The organism is Desulfoluna sp. CLI2B (assembly GCF_056847375.1).
The window spans coordinates 6,228,881-6,243,778 of record NZ_CP186557.1 but is presented as its reverse complement, the minus strand read 5'-3'; the positions used below and the strand labels follow the sequence as shown (position 1 = coordinate 6,243,778).

The window sequence follows — 14,898 nt, the reverse complement described above, 5'->3', positions numbered from 1 at the left end:
GCCTCCTTACCTTCATGTTGATTGCGGTCATTGAACAATAAAAAACCACGGCTGTGTCCATGGTCACAGGGGGTATACCCTATTTCTCCCACAGGATAAAGCATCAAAATTGTTTGGCATCACCCCCCCGGCAGCCCCCCGCCGGGTCCGTGGTCCGCACACCGGAGCATAGCCCTTCGAAAACAATGAAAAAACAGTGAGTTTAATGCCTTTTGGGTTGCAATACACCAAGCAAAGTGCTACCTCTTTTCTCTTAACAGCGCTTGAAAAGCCGGGAAGGGACCTTTTGCACCCACCAGGGTGAGCAACCGCTCACTTTCGAGGACGCTGGCTAGTACGGTGCCCCCCTCTCCGAGCCCGATCCGGTCCTTTGCCCGAGCGCATTCCGGTTGAACAGGTACCCGACATGGCAAGGGCCTTGTTCACCACACTTGGGAACGACCCCTTGCAAGAGAGTCTCTCCGTATGACCTACTACCAGAAATATCATGTTCCGGCAGGAACGTTCCAGGTAAACGCCCGAAAACCCCTGATTCTCCAAGCGTACCTCAACTCCTGTGTCGGGGTCGCCCTCTTTGATGCCGAAGCCGGCATCGGGGGCCTCTACCACATCCTCCTGCCCGAGCCCGTCTCCCACAAATCCGAGTACAACCGGGAAAAATACGCCGCCACCGGCCTGCCACTGTTTCTGGGAAGTCTCGTCCGCGAAGGGGCTGACATCTCCCGCCTCCAGGCCGTCATCGCCGGAGGGGCCCTGGCAGGAAAGGTCAGCAACCAGGACATCCGCCTCGACATCGGCGGGCGCACGGCCGAGGTGGTCAAAGAGGTGCTGGGCAAACACGGCATCAAGGTGGCCCTTTCCGAGACCGGCGGTTTTTTTACCTGCTGCCTCAACTTCAACCTGGAGACCTTCGACTACGAAGTGATCCCGGCACTCCTCTCCGACGAGCAGGAAGCCGATGACACCACCCACGGCCGCATCTCCCGGCTGGACGACATCCAGCCCATCCCCCAGGTGGCCCTGAAGATCCTCAGGATGATCGATGAGGACATCTACGACATCCACAACCTCTCCCAGGAGGTAAGAAAAGACCAGGTGATCAGCGCCCAGGTCCTCAAATACTGCAACTCCGCCGTATTTTGCGGGCAGGGGGGCATCGACTCCATCGACGATGCCCTGCTCATCATCGGCCAGGCCGCCCTGGCCAAGATCGTCACGGCCATGGCCGTAAAAAAACTGCTCAACAACAGCTACACCGGCTACTCCCTGGCCAAGGGCGGCCTGTACCACCATGCCATCGGCGTGGCCCTGGTGGCGGAAAAAATAGCCTCTTTAAGCGGCAAGGCCTCCCCCTTCGCCGCCTACTCCGCAGGCCTCACCCACGACCTGGGTAAGGTGGTCCTGGACCAGTTTGTCTCCGGCGCGCGCCCCTTCTTTTACCGGGAGATCATGGGTGAAAACGACCTGGTGGAGACGGAGAACCGGCTCCTGAAGACCAACCACACCAAGGCCGGGCTCAAGCTGGCCAAAAAATGGGACCTGCCCGCCTCCATCGCCAACACCATCCGCTACCACCACTGCCCATGCGAAGCCGAAGCCCACCGGGAACTGGTGACCATCATCTCCGTGGCCAACTCCCTGTTCCACATGTTCAGCGCCAGCCCCAGCCTCCATAAGGTGGACATGAACTCCCTGTCCCGCAGGCTGGAGCTTCTGGATATGTCCATCTCGGACTTCCCCGCCATCGTGGACGCCATCCCTCACCAGGTGCTTTCCGGGAGCCCGGAACTGGCCATCACCTGACCCCTTGCAACGCCCCCCTTCCCGCGGGGAAAAGCATTTGCCGAGGCAGACCTTTTGAGATACAAAGAAGGGGTTTGGCAGAACTGATGAAACCATCTCCGGCCCTGCGGGCTCCCTGTCGTCCCTGTCCCTCGAGACCCGGATACGGGAAGCCGCACCACGCCGCATCCCACTATATTTTTAGGTAGTCAAAAATGGAATTACGGGACACTCAGAAACAGCTGCTTCGCGCCCTGCCGGGTGTGGATACCCTCCTTGACGCCCTGACGGCAGAGATCCCTTCAGAAACGGTGCCCCGAAGCGTCCTCACGTCGTCGGCCCGGGAAGCTTTGGAAGCCACCCGTCGCGCTATCTTCACCGGGGCAAACCCCACCGTGGACCTGGCCTCGGTGCTCACCCTGGCCCATGAACTCATCGCAAAAAAAATGCGCCCCAACCTCACCCGGGTGGTCAACGGAACCGGCGTGGTGGTTCACACCAACCTCGGACGGTCCCTGCTGGCCGAAGAGGCCCTGGACCGCATCAAGGCCGTGGGGGACCGCTACTCCAACTTAGAGTTCAACCTGGCCACCGGAAAAAGGGGCCTGCGCTATTCCGCCGTGGAAGAGCTGATCTGCGAGATCAGCGGGGCGGAGGCGGCCATGGTGGTGAACAACAACGCAGGGGCCGTGCTCCTCTGCCTGGATACCCTGGTCAACGGCAAAGAGGCCGTGGTCTCCCGGGGGGAACTGGTGGAGATCGGGGGGGCCTTCCGCATCCCCGATGTCATGGCCAAAAGCGGGGGCATCTTAAAAGAGGTGGGCACCACCAACCGCACCCACCTCCGGGACTATGAAAACGCCATCACCGACGAGACCGGCCTCTTTCTCAAGGTCCACACCAGCAACTACAGCATCGTTGGCTTTACATCGGCGGTCTCCGTGGCCGAGCTGGCAGCCCTGGGCAAAGAACGGGGCATCCCCGTCATGGACGATTTGGGCAGCGGCACCTTTGTGGACTTCGGACAATACGGCCTGCCCAGCGAGCCCACGGTGCAGCAGTCGGTGAAAGCCGGGGCCGACATCGTCACCTTCAGCGGGGACAAGCTTTTGGGCGGTCCCCAGGCCGGGATCATCGTGGGCAGCAAGACCCACATCGACGCCATCCGCATGAACCCGCTGACCCGCGCCCTGCGCATCGACAAACTCACCCTGGCCGCCCTGGAGGCCACCTTGCGCCTCTACCGGGACGAAGCCGAGGCCGTGGCCAAGATCCCCACCCTGCGCATGATCACCATGGACAGGGAAGAGACAGAGACACGGGCCACGGCCCTCATGGAGGCCCTGTCAAGCCTTCCCGTCACCACCGAAGCCCTGGCCCTTGCCTCCCGGCCCGGCGGCGGCTCCCTGCCCCTTCTGGAGCTGCCCTCCTGCTGCGTGGGACTCACCGTCCCCGGCATGGGGGCCAGCGCCCTGGAAAAGGCCCTGAGAGAAAACGAGCCGCCCGTCATCGGGCGCATTGAAAACGATACCTTCATCCTCGACCCCCGAACCCTGCAGGAGGGCGACATCCCCCTCATCGCAGGCGCCCTAAAGACCCTTGTGGAGGCCCGCCCATGATCACCATCATCAACGACACCCTTCAGGCCAGCATCGAGACCAAAAAATCGGCCATCGCTGAAAACGGTGAGCGCCTGGTAAACGCTGCAACCCTCATGGCCGAAAGCCTCACTGCCGGAGGAAAGATCCTCCTCTTCGGCAACGGGGGCAGCGCCGCCGATGCCCAGCACATCGCCGCCGAGTTCGTCAACCGGTTCCAGACCGAGCGGGTGCCCCTGGCCTCCATCGCCCTGACCACGGACTCCTCCATCCTCACCAGCATCGGTAACGACTACAGCTTTGAGGAGATCTTCTCCAAGCAGGTCACCGCCCTGGGACAAATCAACGACGTGGCCATCGGTATCAGCACCAGCGGCAACTCACCCAACGTGGTCAAGGCCCTTGAAGCCGCCGAAAAAAAAGGCATGCACACCATTGCATTCACCGGCAAAGGGGGGCGCGCCGCCGACATGGCCGACATCGCCCTGACCGTGCCCGTGGGGGTCACCGCGCGCATCCAGGAGAGCCACATCCTCATGGGCCACATCCTCTGCGACCTGGTGGACCGGATCCTCTTTCCCGAAAATTTTTAACGACACCGTTTGCCATCCTGCCCCAGGGTGCTTATTGTGTGTCGTACCCGAAAAACCCTGAACTTAAGGACAGGCCCGTCCGATGCGTCCAAACGCCCGGCCTGAGGGGCCATAACCCGAATAACCATGAGGTGAGACCATGCCCATTTATGAATACAAGTGCGGTGCGTGCAGCCACGAGTTCGAGTACCTCGTCATGGGAGGAAAAGACCCGGAGAGCTGCCCCAAATGCGGCGACAAAAACGTTGCCAAACTGATGTCCCGCTGCGGATTCGTCAGCAAGGGAGCCGGGGGTGAAATCTCCTCCTCATCGGCTTCCGGCTCTTCCTGTACCGGCTGCACAGCCACAAGTTGCGCGGGGTGCGGTTCCTGATGGAAAATAAAATTGTCATCGGCACCCGGGGGAGCCAGCTGGCCCTCTGGCAGGCCAACTGGGTCAAATCTGAACTGGAACGACTCCACACAGGGGTCACCTGCGAGCTCCTCGTCATCAAAACCAAAGGGGACAAGATCCTCGACGTGCCCCTGGCCAAGGTGGGGGGCAAGGGCCTTTTTGTCAAAGAGATCGAAGAGGCCCTTTTGGACGGCCGCATCGACATGGCCGTCCACAGCATGAAGGACATGCCCGCAGACCTTCCCGAGGGCCTCAAGATCGGCGCCATCCCCGAACGCGAAGACCCCAGGGACGCCCTTATCTCCAAAAACGGCCTCACCTTCGAGAACCTGCCCCAAGGCGCCCGGGTGGGCACCAGCAGCCTCAGGCGCTCGGCACAGCTGCTTGCCAAACGCCCCGATCTTCAGATCGAGACCCTGCGCGGCAACATCGACACCCGCCTTCGGAAAGTGACGGAAGGCGATCTGGACGCCATCATCCTGGCAGCCGCAGGCCTCAAGCGTCTGGGGCTCGGAGAGCACATCACCGAATGCCTTGCACCGGAGCTCATGCTCCCGGCCGTGGGCCAGGGCGCCCTGTGCATCGAATCCCGGGAAAAGGACGACCGCATCGACGCGGCCCTTGCCCCCTTGAACCACATGCCCACACGGGTCACGGTCCTTGCCGAGCGCGCCTTTTTGAACACCCTGGAAGGAAGCTGCCAGATCCCCGTGGGCGCCTTTGCCGAAACCGACGGCAAAGACGTCACCATCCGCGGCCTGGTGGCCGAAGTGGACGGATCCCGCATCCTCATGGAACAAGAGACCGCCGAAAACGCTCAAGGCCAAGCCCTGGGCGTCACCGTGGCAGAGCGCCTCAAAGAGGCCGGCGCAGCAGATATCCTTACGAGACTCCTGGAGAACCAAGCATGAGCAAGACATACGGAACCGTCTATCTGGTGGGCGCAGGACCCGGAGACCCCGGCCTGATCACGGTCAAGGGCCGAGAGTGCATCGAAAAAGCCGACGTCCTGGTCTACGACTACCTGGCCGCACCCTCCCACCTGGCCCACGCCAAAAAAGATGCAGAGATCATCTACGTGGGCAAAAAGGGCGGAGACCACACCCTGAGCCAGGACGGCATCAACGCCCTTCTGGTGGAAAAAGCCAAAACAGGGGCCACCGTGACCCGCCTTAAGGGAGGCGACCCCTTTATCTTCGGACGCGGCGGCGAAGAGGCCGAAGTCCTCATCAAAGAGGGCATCAACTGGGAGGTGATCCCGGGCGTGACCTCGGCCATTGCGGCCCCGGCCTACGCAGGGATTCCCCTGACCCACCGCAAGTTCACCGCCACCTTGTCCCTGGTCACCGGCCACGAAGACCCGGAGAAGGAGAACTCCAACATCGATTGGGATGCCATCTCCAAGTCGGGCACCATCGTCTTTTTCATGGGCGTGAAGAACCTGCCCAACATCGTGGAAAAGCTCAGCGCCTGCGGAAAGCCTTCGGACACCCCCGTGGCCCTGGTCCGGTGGGGCACCACCACCCGCCAGGAGACCGTTGCCGGTACCTTGGCCACCATTGTGGAAGACGTCCGAAAAGCAGGGCTCAAGTCCCCCAGCATCATCGTGGTGGGCGATGTGGTTTCCCTGCGCGACACCATGACATGGTTTGAAAACCGCCCCCTCTTCGGCAAGCGCATCGTGGTCACCCGCGCCCGCAAGCAGGCCAGCGGCCTCACCACCCGCCTCATGGAGCTGGGAGCCGAGTGCCTTGAGGCCCCGGCCATCGAGATCGAGCCCATCAAAGACTCCGCAGCCGTAAACGACGCCCTGGCTACCCTCAAGGACTACGACTGGGTCGTCTTTACCAGCGTCAACGGGGTCATCACCTTTTTTGACGAGCTCTTCGCAAAAGGCCTGGATGCCCGGGCCCTGGGTGGTCTTAAAACCGCCTGCATCGGCCCCTCCACCGCCGCCGAGCTGAAAAAATACGGCATCGGCACCGATGTCCTGCCCGACAGCTACGTGGCGGAATCCGTTGTGGAGGCCTTCAAGGACCAGGAGATCCAGGGCGCAAAGATCCTGCTCCCCAGAGCCGAAGAAGCCCGCCCGGTCATCCCCGTGGAGCTCACCAAGATGGGGGCCACAGTCAACGAAGTGGCCGTCTACCGCACCACCATGGACACCACCTCCACCGAAAAAGTGGCCGAAGCCCTCACCAACCGCGAAGTGGACATGGTGACCTTCACCAGCTCCTCCACGGTGAGAAACTTCGTCTCCATGATCCCGGACGGCGACCTCTCCCTCATGGAGAACGTCACCGTGGCCTGCATCGGCCCCGTCACCGAAGAGACCGCCAAAGAGCTGGGCCTCACCCCCCACCTCGTGGCCGACACCTTCACCATCGACGGCCTCGTGGACACCATCGTCGGTGCTGCCGAATAAAACGAGGTGAACCACCTCGAAAGCGGATTACTGCGGCGCTGTGCCCTTCGTTCTCAAGGCACAGCGCCGCAGCTTTTCATATCCGCCTTTGCATCGAAATGCATTCAAGAAAGATGCTTAAAGCCTATCCTCCCCTTGCCACCTGAATTATTCCTGCTACAATCAACATCCGGATTTACCGTACACCACGCCGGTGGCCGCCTCCATGGGCCCCCCCCGGCCATGACCCATAATAAAAGGCTCGTTGCCATGACACACACACTTACCGACAGCTATGACCGAACCATCGACTACCTGCGTATCTCCGTCACGGACCGGTGCAACCTGCGGTGCAGTTATTGTGTGCCCCCCACCCCCTTTGCCCACATGGACCACACGGACATCCTCTCCTATGAAGAGCTGATCCGCCTTGTGCGCATCGGCATCTCCCTGGGGATTCGAAAGGTGCGCCTCACCGGGGGAGAACCCTTTGCCAGAAAAGGACTCATCGGGTTCATCCGGGAGCTTGCCGCTCTGGAAGGCCTTGAGGACCTGGCCGTGACCACCAACGGGACCCTCATTGCAGATGAGATTCAAAACCTGAAGGAGGCCGGGCTCACCCGCATCAACATCAGCCTGGACAGCCTCAAGCCCGAACGGTTTGCCCGCATCACCGGAAAAGACCTCTTTGCCGAGGTCAAAAAAAGCATTCAGGGCGCCCTGGACGCGGGGCTTGCCCCGGTGAAAATCAACACCGTGCTGCTGGACGGGACCAACGGCGACGAACTGGAAGATTTTGCCCGCCTCACCTTCGATCACCCCGTGCACATCCGCTTCATCGAGTACATGCCCATCGGCAAAGGCTCCGGCCCGGATCACAGCGAGCTGCTGGCGCCTGCCATCACCCGCCGCCTCCAAGCCCTTGGCACACTGACCCCTGTGCCAAAAAGCCCCCACGATGGCCCGGCCAGGCGCTTCAGACTCGACGGCGCCAAAGGGGAAATCGGCCTCATCAGCCCCATGACCAACCACTTCTGCGCCACCTGCAACCGCCTGCGACTCACCGCAGACGGCCACCTGCGCCCCTGCCTCCTCTCCGACGTCACCGTGAACCTCAAGGACGCCCTGCGAGGCTCTGCCGACGACGCCACCCTGGCCGCCCTCTTCCGCCATGCAGCAGGTATCAAAGGCAAGCGCCACGACCTTTCGGCCAATGGGGTTCAGGACATGATGTCCTCCATCGGCGGATAAAAAACGTTACTATTCAACTTATGCCTCCGGCGGCCCTGCCGGGGGCCAAACTTTTAAAAAGTTTGACAAACAGGTCTTAAGCAAGCCTTTCCAGGCTCCGCCGAAATAATTTCCACTTTTTCGCCATTACAAACGTTTTTTGTGGAGCTTTTTTTCAAAAAAACGACCCGCCGGAGGCAAGCTGAATAGTTACCAAATTTCACGTGCTATCTCCATGACAAGCCCACCAGAACGTGATACACCAAATCCCGGAAACATAAGGGCTTGATGAACCAACCGGAAACGCCGAACCACGACGACCTTTCCGTATGCAGCCCGCAGCACCTTAATCACCATGGCCCTGCGGTGCGTGCATGGTCTCCGGTTCCCTCGAGCCCAACGCGTATCACCTGTTTTGACCTGGAGATTTTCAATGAATATCACGACAGCACACCTCATCTGCTACTCCCCCACACGCACCACCTTCACAACCCTTGAGCACATCGCCAAAGGGCTGGACGTGACCGAAACCAAAAGCCTGGACCTGACCCGGCCCACCGAAGCAAAGGCCCCTTCGATCGCCATTGAAGACGGCATCGCCGTCATCGGAGCCCCGGTCTACTCCGGCCGCATTGCTCCGGTGGCCGTGGAACGCCTCAAAGGCATCCGCGGAAACGGCACTCCGGCCGTCGTCGTGGCTGTCTACGGCAACCGTCACTACGACAACGCCCTTTTCGAACTCAAGACCCTTGCGGAAAACGCCGGGTTCAAGGTGGTTGCCGCAGCCGCCCTCGTTGGCGAGCACACCTTCTCCACCCAGGAAAAGCCCATTGCCCAGGGCCGCCCCGATGACAAGGACAAAGCCGCAGCAGAAAGCTTCGGTGCCGACGTGGCAGACAAGCTGAAAGGACGTTCAGATCTCTCTACCATGACCCCGGTCACCGTCCCCGGAGAACTCCCCGAAGGCCCCTACGGCGGCCCCGGCAACATCGCCCCGGACTGGAAAGCCTCGGCCTGCGCCCTGTGCGGCCTCTGCGCCCAGGCCTGCCCCACCGGCACCATCACCGTGGACAAGACCGTCACCTTCGACCCCTCCCGCTGCACCGTCTGCTGCGCCTGCGTCAAGACCTGCCCCAAAGGGGCCCTGGCCTTCAATCAGCCCAAGATCGCCCACATCGCAGGGGTCCTTCACCAAAACTGCCGACAGCGGCGTGAACCTGAGCTCTTCCTGTAGACGATAAAGCCTCCGGCGGCGAGGTGGAGCCACCTCGAAAGCAGATTGCCCTTGCGCTTTTTCAGATAATTGTTCCGTTGCCTCCGGCGGGTCGCTTTTTTGAAAAAAAGCTCCGCAAAAAACTTTTCTAATACACCCGTGCGTCGTTTTGATCGCCCCGAAGGGCGATCAAAACGACGCACGGGTTCGAAAATATCGAAATTATTTCGGCGGAGCCTGGAGCTGATGATTTAGGACCTGTTTGTCAAACTTTTTAAAAGTTTGGCCCCCGGCAGGGCCGCCGGAGGCTGTTTTTTTCCTGCGATTTTCACCATAAAAGGCACCATGGAGCCATCATGAGAGTGCATTACCTGCAACACGTCCCCTTTGAGGGCCTGGGAAGTATGGAAGCTGTTCTCACTGAGGCCGGTCACAACTTGACCGCCACGCACCTGTACCGCGACGAGGTGTTGCCCGAACCGTCGGCCTTTGATCTTCTCATCATCATGGGCGGGCCCATGGGGGTTGGCGATGAAAGTGTCTACCCCTGGCTTGCCCCGGAAAAGCGATTTATCAGGGCGGCCGTTGAACAGGGCAAAAAGGTCCTGGGCGTCTGCCTGGGGGCTCAGCTCCTGGCCGAGGCCTTAGGGGCTGAGGTCACGAAGAATCCCCACCGGGAGATCGGCTGGTTTCCCGTCACCCGGGACCCGGCCCTTTCCGGCACCTGCCTTGGCGACATTTTTCCTGAGCAGGCCGAGGTCTTTCACTGGCACGGGGACACCTTTTCTGTCCCCCACGGGGCCGTTGCCGTGGGCTCAAGCCAGGCGTGCAGGCACCAGGGGTTTCTCATGGACAACCGGGTCCTGGCCCTGCAGTTCCACCTGGAGACCACCCCGGACTCTGCTGCCCGGCTCATCGAACACTGCGGCCACGAGTTGGAGGCCCTTCCCTATGTGCAAAGCGAGGCCGAGATGCTGGGCAAAGCGGAACGGTTTGAGGCCATCAACCGCATCATGAAAGGAGTTCTCAGCGCCCTGGGAGCCTGATTCGCGAATACTCCCGGTCTTCGCCCCTCTGACCGGTCACATGCTCATTATTTTTGACCGAACCCCTTGACTTCTTTTCCTCATAAAGAGAACGTTTATCAACCCGGAGATCCCTTGAGGGTGTCTTCGGTCCCCCCACCTGTCCGAGCTGGTTGCCACACATCACGCATCCGTCACAGGAGACAACGATGGGTCTTTCGGAAAATCGCAAGGCTTTATTGGTGGAAGGAAACCGAAAAGAGTACGGCAGGAGTTACGCCGCCCTTTCCTGGGTGACGCCGGAGCAGGCAACCGCCGGGGAGGCCAGTCGCGACGCCCTCATGGACAAAATCCACGGCCTGGGCGGAGAGATCCTCGCTTCAGGGACCAAGGTCGCTGCCCCACCGCTCTCCCCGGGATGCCGGGCCTGCATGCAGGGGACATGGTCCTGCCTCTTTGTCAACGGCCGGTGCAACGGCAGGTGTTTTTACTGCCCCACACCCCAGGATGAGGTGGGGATCCCCACCACCAACCACCTTGCCTTTGCCTCCCCGGAAGATTACGCCGCCTACGTGGCTGCATTCGGCTTCTCCGGCATGAGCATCAGCGGGGGCGAGCCCTTCCTCACCTTTGAGCGGAGCCTGGCCCATATCCGGGCCGTGCGCGAGCACCTCGGCCCGAAAATCCATATTTGGCTCTACACCAACGGCACGCGCGTGACCCGGGAAAAACTGAAAGCCCTGGCTCAAGCAGGGCTGGACGAAATCCGCTTTGACATCGGGGCCACCAACTACGCCCTGAAGAAAACCGCCATGGCCAAAGGGATCATCCCCACCGTCACCGTGGAGATCCCCATGATCCCGGAGGAGACCTCCCGCCTGAAGGCCCTCCTGGCCCCCATGGCTGAAGCGGGCGTCTCCCACCTCAACCTCCACCAGCTGCGCCTCACCCCCCACAATATCCGTCACCTGGCCCTTCGGGACTACACCTTTCTCCACGGCAGCCGGGTCACCGTGCTGGAATCGGAGCTGGGGGCCCTGGAGCTGGTGCGCCACGCCCTTGAACTGGGCCTTCCCATGGGGGTCAACTACTGCTCCTTTGTCTACAAGCAGCGCTTCCAGGGGGCCGCTGCCCGAATCCGTGCCGCCGAAGCCCTGTGTGCGCCGTGGGAGGCAGTGACGGCCAACGGATACATCCGAAACCTCACCATTGCCGGGGCCAACAACACCGTGGGTTCTCTGGAGACAAGCCTGGCCGACGCCGGTCATGGGGGAGCCTTTACGCGCACCCCTGACGGCCTTCACCTGCCTGCGCACCTTGCACCGCACACGCCCGATAAAAACACGACCTGCAGGGTCTCCTACGACGAGGCAGCCTTAAGTCCCATGCCTTTAGGAAGCCCCGGAGAAAAAGAGATGCATTTCGGCTCATGCACGGTTTACGCCCAGCGAAAACCCCGCAGTCCCTCGCTCATCCTGCCAGATAACGTCCCATGCCACGACCCCATGGACAGGATTCTCGAAGGCTGGGCCCCAGCCGCACCATTTGAGGCCATTCCCCAAGGGCTCCTTTCTTATTTTTAAAAAACAGCCTCCGGCGGCCCTGCCGGGAGCCAAACTTTTGAAAAGTTTGACAAACAGGTTTCATTTTTTTGGGGCGCATCGAAACCGTTCACTGCCCTCTTATTTTTTCGTTTTACCGGAACGTTTTTGCGGAGCTTTTTTCAAAAAGCGACCCGCCGGAGGCAACTGAATTGTTACATGCGTTGGCCCTGGAGTGCCCTGCCAGGGGACTTGACACCCCTGGGTTCATCCCCTATGATTCGGCGCAATAACTACAATACCTTAAAAGGAGTAAAACATGAAAAAGGCGATTGTTGTAGGATGCGGCTCGTATCTGGATTCTGGCTACGGATGCCCCGGTGAATGGCGATGTCTCAAGGCAGGTGCCATGGGCGACGGCAAATTCGAAGAGCCCACCCAGATCATCGGGTTTGTGAAATGCGAATGCCCCGGACGTTCCGCAGCACCCAACGTCGGCATGACCATCAAGCTCTCCGGTGTCAAGCCCGACGCCATCTTCCTGAGCAGCTGTATGGTGGGCGCCAAGCCCGACTGCCCCTACTCCACCCCGGAAGAAAAAGCCAAGTTCATCGAAGAAAAAACCGGTGTTCCCGTTATTTTAGGCACCCACGACTACAAATAAGGGGTGTTTGAGGAGCCACACGGCAAGGCCCTTGTTCGGCCATGCTGCTTGTCCTCAGCCCCACCCGCCGCGCGCCCTTTGGCGTCGATGCCGCTTCCCGTCGGCCCTCGACATCGCCACAAGGGTGCGCCGCAGGTTCTGTATCTGCTGCCTTCCAGGCCGTCATGTTTCTTTTTACAGAAACACCTTCTCTGTGATATAACCCCATTTCAATCGACCTTTGACCTTACCCTTGGAGCGACATGATGAAAGAGGCCTACGACGAATTATTGAGCGTGCTCGCAGAGACCACCGACCTGGAAAAGGTGCGCGCCTTCCTTGACGACATCCTCACCCCCAAGGAGCGCTCGGATCTTGCCATGCGATGGCAGCTCATGGTGGAACTCCATCAGGGACAGACCCAGCGAAGCATCGCCAAACGCCACAACATCAGCCTCTGCAAGATCACCCGGGGCTCCAAGATACTCAAGACCGAAGACTCCTTCACCGCCAACGCCCTCAAAAAACGCCACCCCAAAGAGTAGTTCACGCCTCCGGCAGACCTGCCGTGAGCCATCATTTTCCGACTTTTATGCGATGTGCCTGGCTTGACGCACAGGCCATGCTTTTGCGCGTGCCGCCATCTCGACCGTGGAGGCAGAGCCTCCGTGCGTCATTCCCAGGCAGAGCCTGGGAACGAAAGGTCCCCCTGACGCAGGCTCGGCATTCAACACGGGCGAAGCCCGTCAGCAAATGCGCAGGGCGAGGAACGAGCCCCAAGACGTCCGATCATAGCCACTGGACGGATGAAAGGGGATAGGAGACGCGGACGGTGCGGCCCGGTTCCGGGAGCTGGTGGGGAGGACAGGAGAGGGTGAGGGGAAATCCGGCGCCGATGAGGGTAACCCGAGCGCCTGTCCGGCCTTTTTCCAGGGCGGTTTCCCGCACCTCGGCGTCGAACCCGGCTTCGTGATCCCCCTCTTCCGCCCCCATGCGAAGGCACCGCTCGGGGATGGCGGCCACGGCATCGGCCGACGGGGGTTCGGGAAGGGCAATGGTCCCTTGCCCTGTGCCGGCAACCCACGCGCCGGAGGCAGGGTCTTTGGCAAAGGGACCGAAAAGGAGAAGGCCCATCTTTTCGGTGACACGTCGCCCCCGAAAGAAAAAGAGGACTTCGTCGCTGACGCTGTCGAGCCAGGCCGCATCGTGGCTGGTGAGGATCACGGTTTTTCCGGGCTGGGCGGCAAAGGCGAGGATGGCCTGATGGATGAGAAAGGAGCTGGCGGCGTCCACGCTGGCCGTGGGCTCGTCTAAGATCAGCACCTCAGGATCCAGGACCAGGCGGGCTGCAAGGGCCACCCTCTGGGCTTCGCCGATGTCGGTGTCGCCTGCGCCGTGAAACCACTGGATCAGGAGCAGCACGGGCAAGGGCCGAGCAGCCTTCTGGGCCGCGTCGGTGGTCTGTTGTTGAGGAAGGCGGTCGGCGCACAGTTGTTCAAAGACGCTGCGGTCCAGCAGAAGGGGGTCTGGGGCATGAGGGTCACGCGGTGGCGGACTGCCGGGGAAAAGGGGTGCTCTTCCCGGCCCTCAAAAAGGACCCGCCCTTCATCGGGTCGCTCCACAAAGGCCAGAAGGCTCAGAAGGGTGCTCTTGCCGCTGCCGTTGGGCCCGGCAATGCCCGTGACCCGGCCTGCGGGAATGGTAAACGAACACCGATCCAGGGCCCTGGACGCACCGAAACACCGGGACACCTCTTCCAGCTGATACAAAGGGCGATCCATGCCTACCTCCTGAAAACCGACACGCTGACATTCACCACCAAAGCGATGCTGAGCAGCACCAGCCCCAGGGCAATCCCCTCGGCAAACATGCCCTTGCCCGTTTCCAGGGCAATGGCTGTGGTGATGGTGCGGGTGTGCCATTTGATGTTTCCCCCCACCATCATGGAGATCCCCACCTCGGTCATCACCCGTCCCATGGCCGTCATGGCTGCGGCCACGATGCCGTAGCGCACCTCCCACAAAGTGGTGAAGAAGAGCTGGCGCTTGTCGGCCCCCAAAGAGACCAGGGTGAGCCGCATGCCGTTGTCCAGGTTGTCCAGGGTTGCCGCAGTAAGGGCGGTGATGACGGGAAGGGCCAGGATGGTCTGGCCCACGGAGATGGCGGGAATCGTGAAAAGAAGGCCCAACCCGCCCAACGGCCCCCGATTGGAGAGGAACGCATATACCAGCAAGCCGATGAAGACTGTCGGAAGGGCCAACATTGTATCCACGATGGTGCGCGCCGTTTTTTTTCCCCGGAACTCACAGTATCCGAGGAAAAACCCGGCGGGCACCCCGATGAAAAGGGACATGCCCATGGAGAGAAAGGCTGCCTTGAGGGTGGTGGTGACCGCCGAAAGGGTCTGGGGGTCTGCCTGAATCAGCAGCACCAGGGCCCGATAAAAACCGTCAACGAGAAAATCCACCGCCCCTC

General features: G+C 60.8%; 15 protein-coding genes. 12 read left to right on the top strand and 3 right to left on the bottom strand.

All coding sequences use genetic code 11. The annotated features are described in order from the left end of the window. Window positions 1–465 precede the first annotated feature (465 nt). From ACOYW2_RS28855 to ACOYW2_RS28800, 12 genes are all read left to right on the top strand, one after another. The gene (locus ACOYW2_RS28855) at window positions 466–1,803 is read left to right on the top strand and encodes an HDOD domain-containing protein (RefSeq protein ID WP_482414611.1); all 1,338 of its coding nucleotides are present in this window, start codon (window positions 466–468) and stop codon (window positions 1,801–1,803) included. 194 nt (window positions 1,804–1,997) lie between these two features. Beyond that, window positions 1,998–3,401: an L-seryl-tRNA(Sec) selenium transferase gene (gene selA, locus ACOYW2_RS28850; RefSeq protein ID WP_482768840.1), complete on the top strand. Its 1,404-nt coding sequence runs from the start codon at window positions 1,998–2,000 to the stop codon at window positions 3,399–3,401. Next, entirely contained in the window at window positions 3,398–3,973 is a 576-nt protein-coding gene (locus tag ACOYW2_RS28845) for a D-sedoheptulose-7-phosphate isomerase (protein WP_482421052.1), read from the top strand. The genes selA and ACOYW2_RS28845 overlap by 4 nt, the downstream gene beginning before the upstream one ends. 139 nt (window positions 3,974–4,112) lie before the next feature. After that, window positions 4,113–4,346, top strand: a complete 234-nt coding sequence (locus ACOYW2_RS28840; RefSeq protein WP_180137275.1) for an FmdB family zinc ribbon protein — start codon at window positions 4,113–4,115, stop codon at window positions 4,344–4,346. Next, the gene (gene hemC / locus ACOYW2_RS28835) at window positions 4,346–5,278 is read left to right on the top strand and encodes a hydroxymethylbilane synthase (RefSeq protein ID WP_482768839.1); all 933 of its coding nucleotides are present in this window, start codon (window positions 4,346–4,348) and stop codon (window positions 5,276–5,278) included. Before ACOYW2_RS28840 ends, hemC begins: the two co-directional genes overlap by 1 nt. Then, window positions 5,275–6,792, top strand: a complete 1,518-nt coding sequence (gene cobA / locus ACOYW2_RS28830; protein ID WP_482768838.1) for a uroporphyrinogen-III C-methyltransferase — start codon at window positions 5,275–5,277, stop codon at window positions 6,790–6,792. The genes hemC and cobA overlap by 4 nt, the downstream gene beginning before the upstream one ends. Before the next feature lie 249 nt (window positions 6,793–7,041). Next, the gene (moaA, locus tag ACOYW2_RS28825) at window positions 7,042–8,022 is read left to right on the top strand and encodes a GTP 3',8-cyclase MoaA (protein ID WP_482768837.1); all 981 of its coding nucleotides are present in this window, start codon (window positions 7,042–7,044) and stop codon (window positions 8,020–8,022) included. Window positions 8,023–8,434: 412 nt separating this feature from the next. Continuing rightward, complete coding sequence (locus ACOYW2_RS28820) at window positions 8,435–9,235, top strand: 4Fe-4S binding protein (protein ID WP_482768836.1); 801 nt, start codon at window positions 8,435–8,437, stop codon at window positions 9,233–9,235. Between the two features lie 335 nt (window positions 9,236–9,570). Then, entirely contained in the window at window positions 9,571–10,260 is a 690-nt protein-coding gene (locus ACOYW2_RS28815; protein WP_482768835.1) for a type 1 glutamine amidotransferase, read from the top strand. A gap of 188 nt (window positions 10,261–10,448) precedes the next feature. Then, window positions 10,449–11,822: a radical SAM protein gene (locus ACOYW2_RS28810; protein ID WP_482768834.1), complete on the top strand. Its 1,374-nt coding sequence runs from the start codon at window positions 10,449–10,451 to the stop codon at window positions 11,820–11,822. 277 nt (window positions 11,823–12,099) lie between these two features. Beyond that, window positions 12,100–12,444, top strand: a complete 345-nt coding sequence (locus ACOYW2_RS28805; protein ID WP_482414602.1) for a CGGC domain-containing protein — start codon at window positions 12,100–12,102, stop codon at window positions 12,442–12,444. Window positions 12,445–12,686: 242 nt separating this feature from the next. Beyond that, the gene (locus ACOYW2_RS28800; RefSeq protein ID WP_246317699.1) at window positions 12,687–12,968 is read left to right on the top strand and encodes a Trp family transcriptional regulator; all 282 of its coding nucleotides are present in this window, start codon (window positions 12,687–12,689) and stop codon (window positions 12,966–12,968) included. Between the two features lie 244 nt (window positions 12,969–13,212). Here ACOYW2_RS28800 and ACOYW2_RS28795 read toward each other — a convergent pair whose 3' ends face one another. Genes ACOYW2_RS28795 through ACOYW2_RS28785 form a run of 3 tightly spaced genes read right to left on the bottom strand, consistent with a single transcriptional unit; the run spans window position 13,213 to window position 14,890 of the window. Continuing rightward, a complete protein-coding gene (locus ACOYW2_RS28795; protein ID WP_482768833.1) occupies window positions 13,213–13,851 on the bottom strand; it encodes a hypothetical protein in 639 nt (212 codons plus the stop codon). After that, window positions 13,833–14,204 carry an ATP-binding cassette domain-containing protein gene (locus tag ACOYW2_RS28790; RefSeq protein ID WP_482768832.1) on the bottom strand — a complete coding sequence of 124 codons (372 nt, stop codon included), beginning with the start codon at window positions 14,202–14,204 and terminating at the stop codon, window positions 13,833–13,835. The genes ACOYW2_RS28795 and ACOYW2_RS28790 overlap by 19 nt, the downstream gene beginning before the upstream one ends. Window positions 14,205–14,206: 2 nt before the next feature. Continuing rightward, a complete protein-coding gene (locus ACOYW2_RS28785; protein ID WP_180137287.1) occupies window positions 14,207–14,890 on the bottom strand; it encodes an ABC transporter permease in 684 nt (227 codons plus the stop codon). Window positions 14,891–14,898 lie beyond the last annotated feature (8 nt).

Excerpts from the sequence above, each read along its gene's own strand:
- ACOYW2_RS28855 (WP_482414611.1), top strand. The coding sequence starts at position 466 with ATGACCTACTACCAGAAATATCATGTTCCGGCAGGAACGTTCCAGGTA.
- selA (WP_482768840.1), top strand. The coding sequence starts at position 1,998 with ATGGAATTACGGGACACTCAGAAACAGCTGCTTCGCGCCCTGCCGGGT.
- ACOYW2_RS28845 (WP_482421052.1), top strand. The coding sequence starts at position 3,398 with ATGATCACCATCATCAACGACACCCTTCAGGCCAGCATCGAGACCAAA.
- ACOYW2_RS28840 (WP_180137275.1), top strand. The coding sequence starts at position 4,113 with ATGCCCATTTATGAATACAAGTGCGGTGCGTGCAGCCACGAGTTCGAG.
- hemC (WP_482768839.1), top strand. The coding sequence starts at position 4,346 with ATGGAAAATAAAATTGTCATCGGCACCCGGGGGAGCCAGCTGGCCCTC.
- cobA (WP_482768838.1), top strand. The coding sequence starts at position 5,275 with ATGAGCAAGACATACGGAACCGTCTATCTGGTGGGCGCAGGACCCGGA.
- moaA (WP_482768837.1), top strand. The coding sequence starts at position 7,042 with ATGACACACACACTTACCGACAGCTATGACCGAACCATCGACTACCTG.
- ACOYW2_RS28820 (WP_482768836.1), top strand. The coding sequence starts at position 8,435 with ATGAATATCACGACAGCACACCTCATCTGCTACTCCCCCACACGCACC.
- ACOYW2_RS28815 (WP_482768835.1), top strand. The coding sequence starts at position 9,571 with ATGAGAGTGCATTACCTGCAACACGTCCCCTTTGAGGGCCTGGGAAGT.
- ACOYW2_RS28810 (WP_482768834.1), top strand. The coding sequence starts at position 10,449 with ATGGGTCTTTCGGAAAATCGCAAGGCTTTATTGGTGGAAGGAAACCGA.
- ACOYW2_RS28805 (WP_482414602.1), top strand. The coding sequence starts at position 12,100 with ATGAAAAAGGCGATTGTTGTAGGATGCGGCTCGTATCTGGATTCTGGC.
- ACOYW2_RS28800 (WP_246317699.1), top strand. The coding sequence starts at position 12,687 with ATGATGAAAGAGGCCTACGACGAATTATTGAGCGTGCTCGCAGAGACC.
- ACOYW2_RS28790 (WP_482768832.1), bottom strand. The coding sequence starts at position 14,204 with ATGGATCGCCCTTTGTATCAGCTGGAAGAGGTGTCCCGGTGTTTCGGT.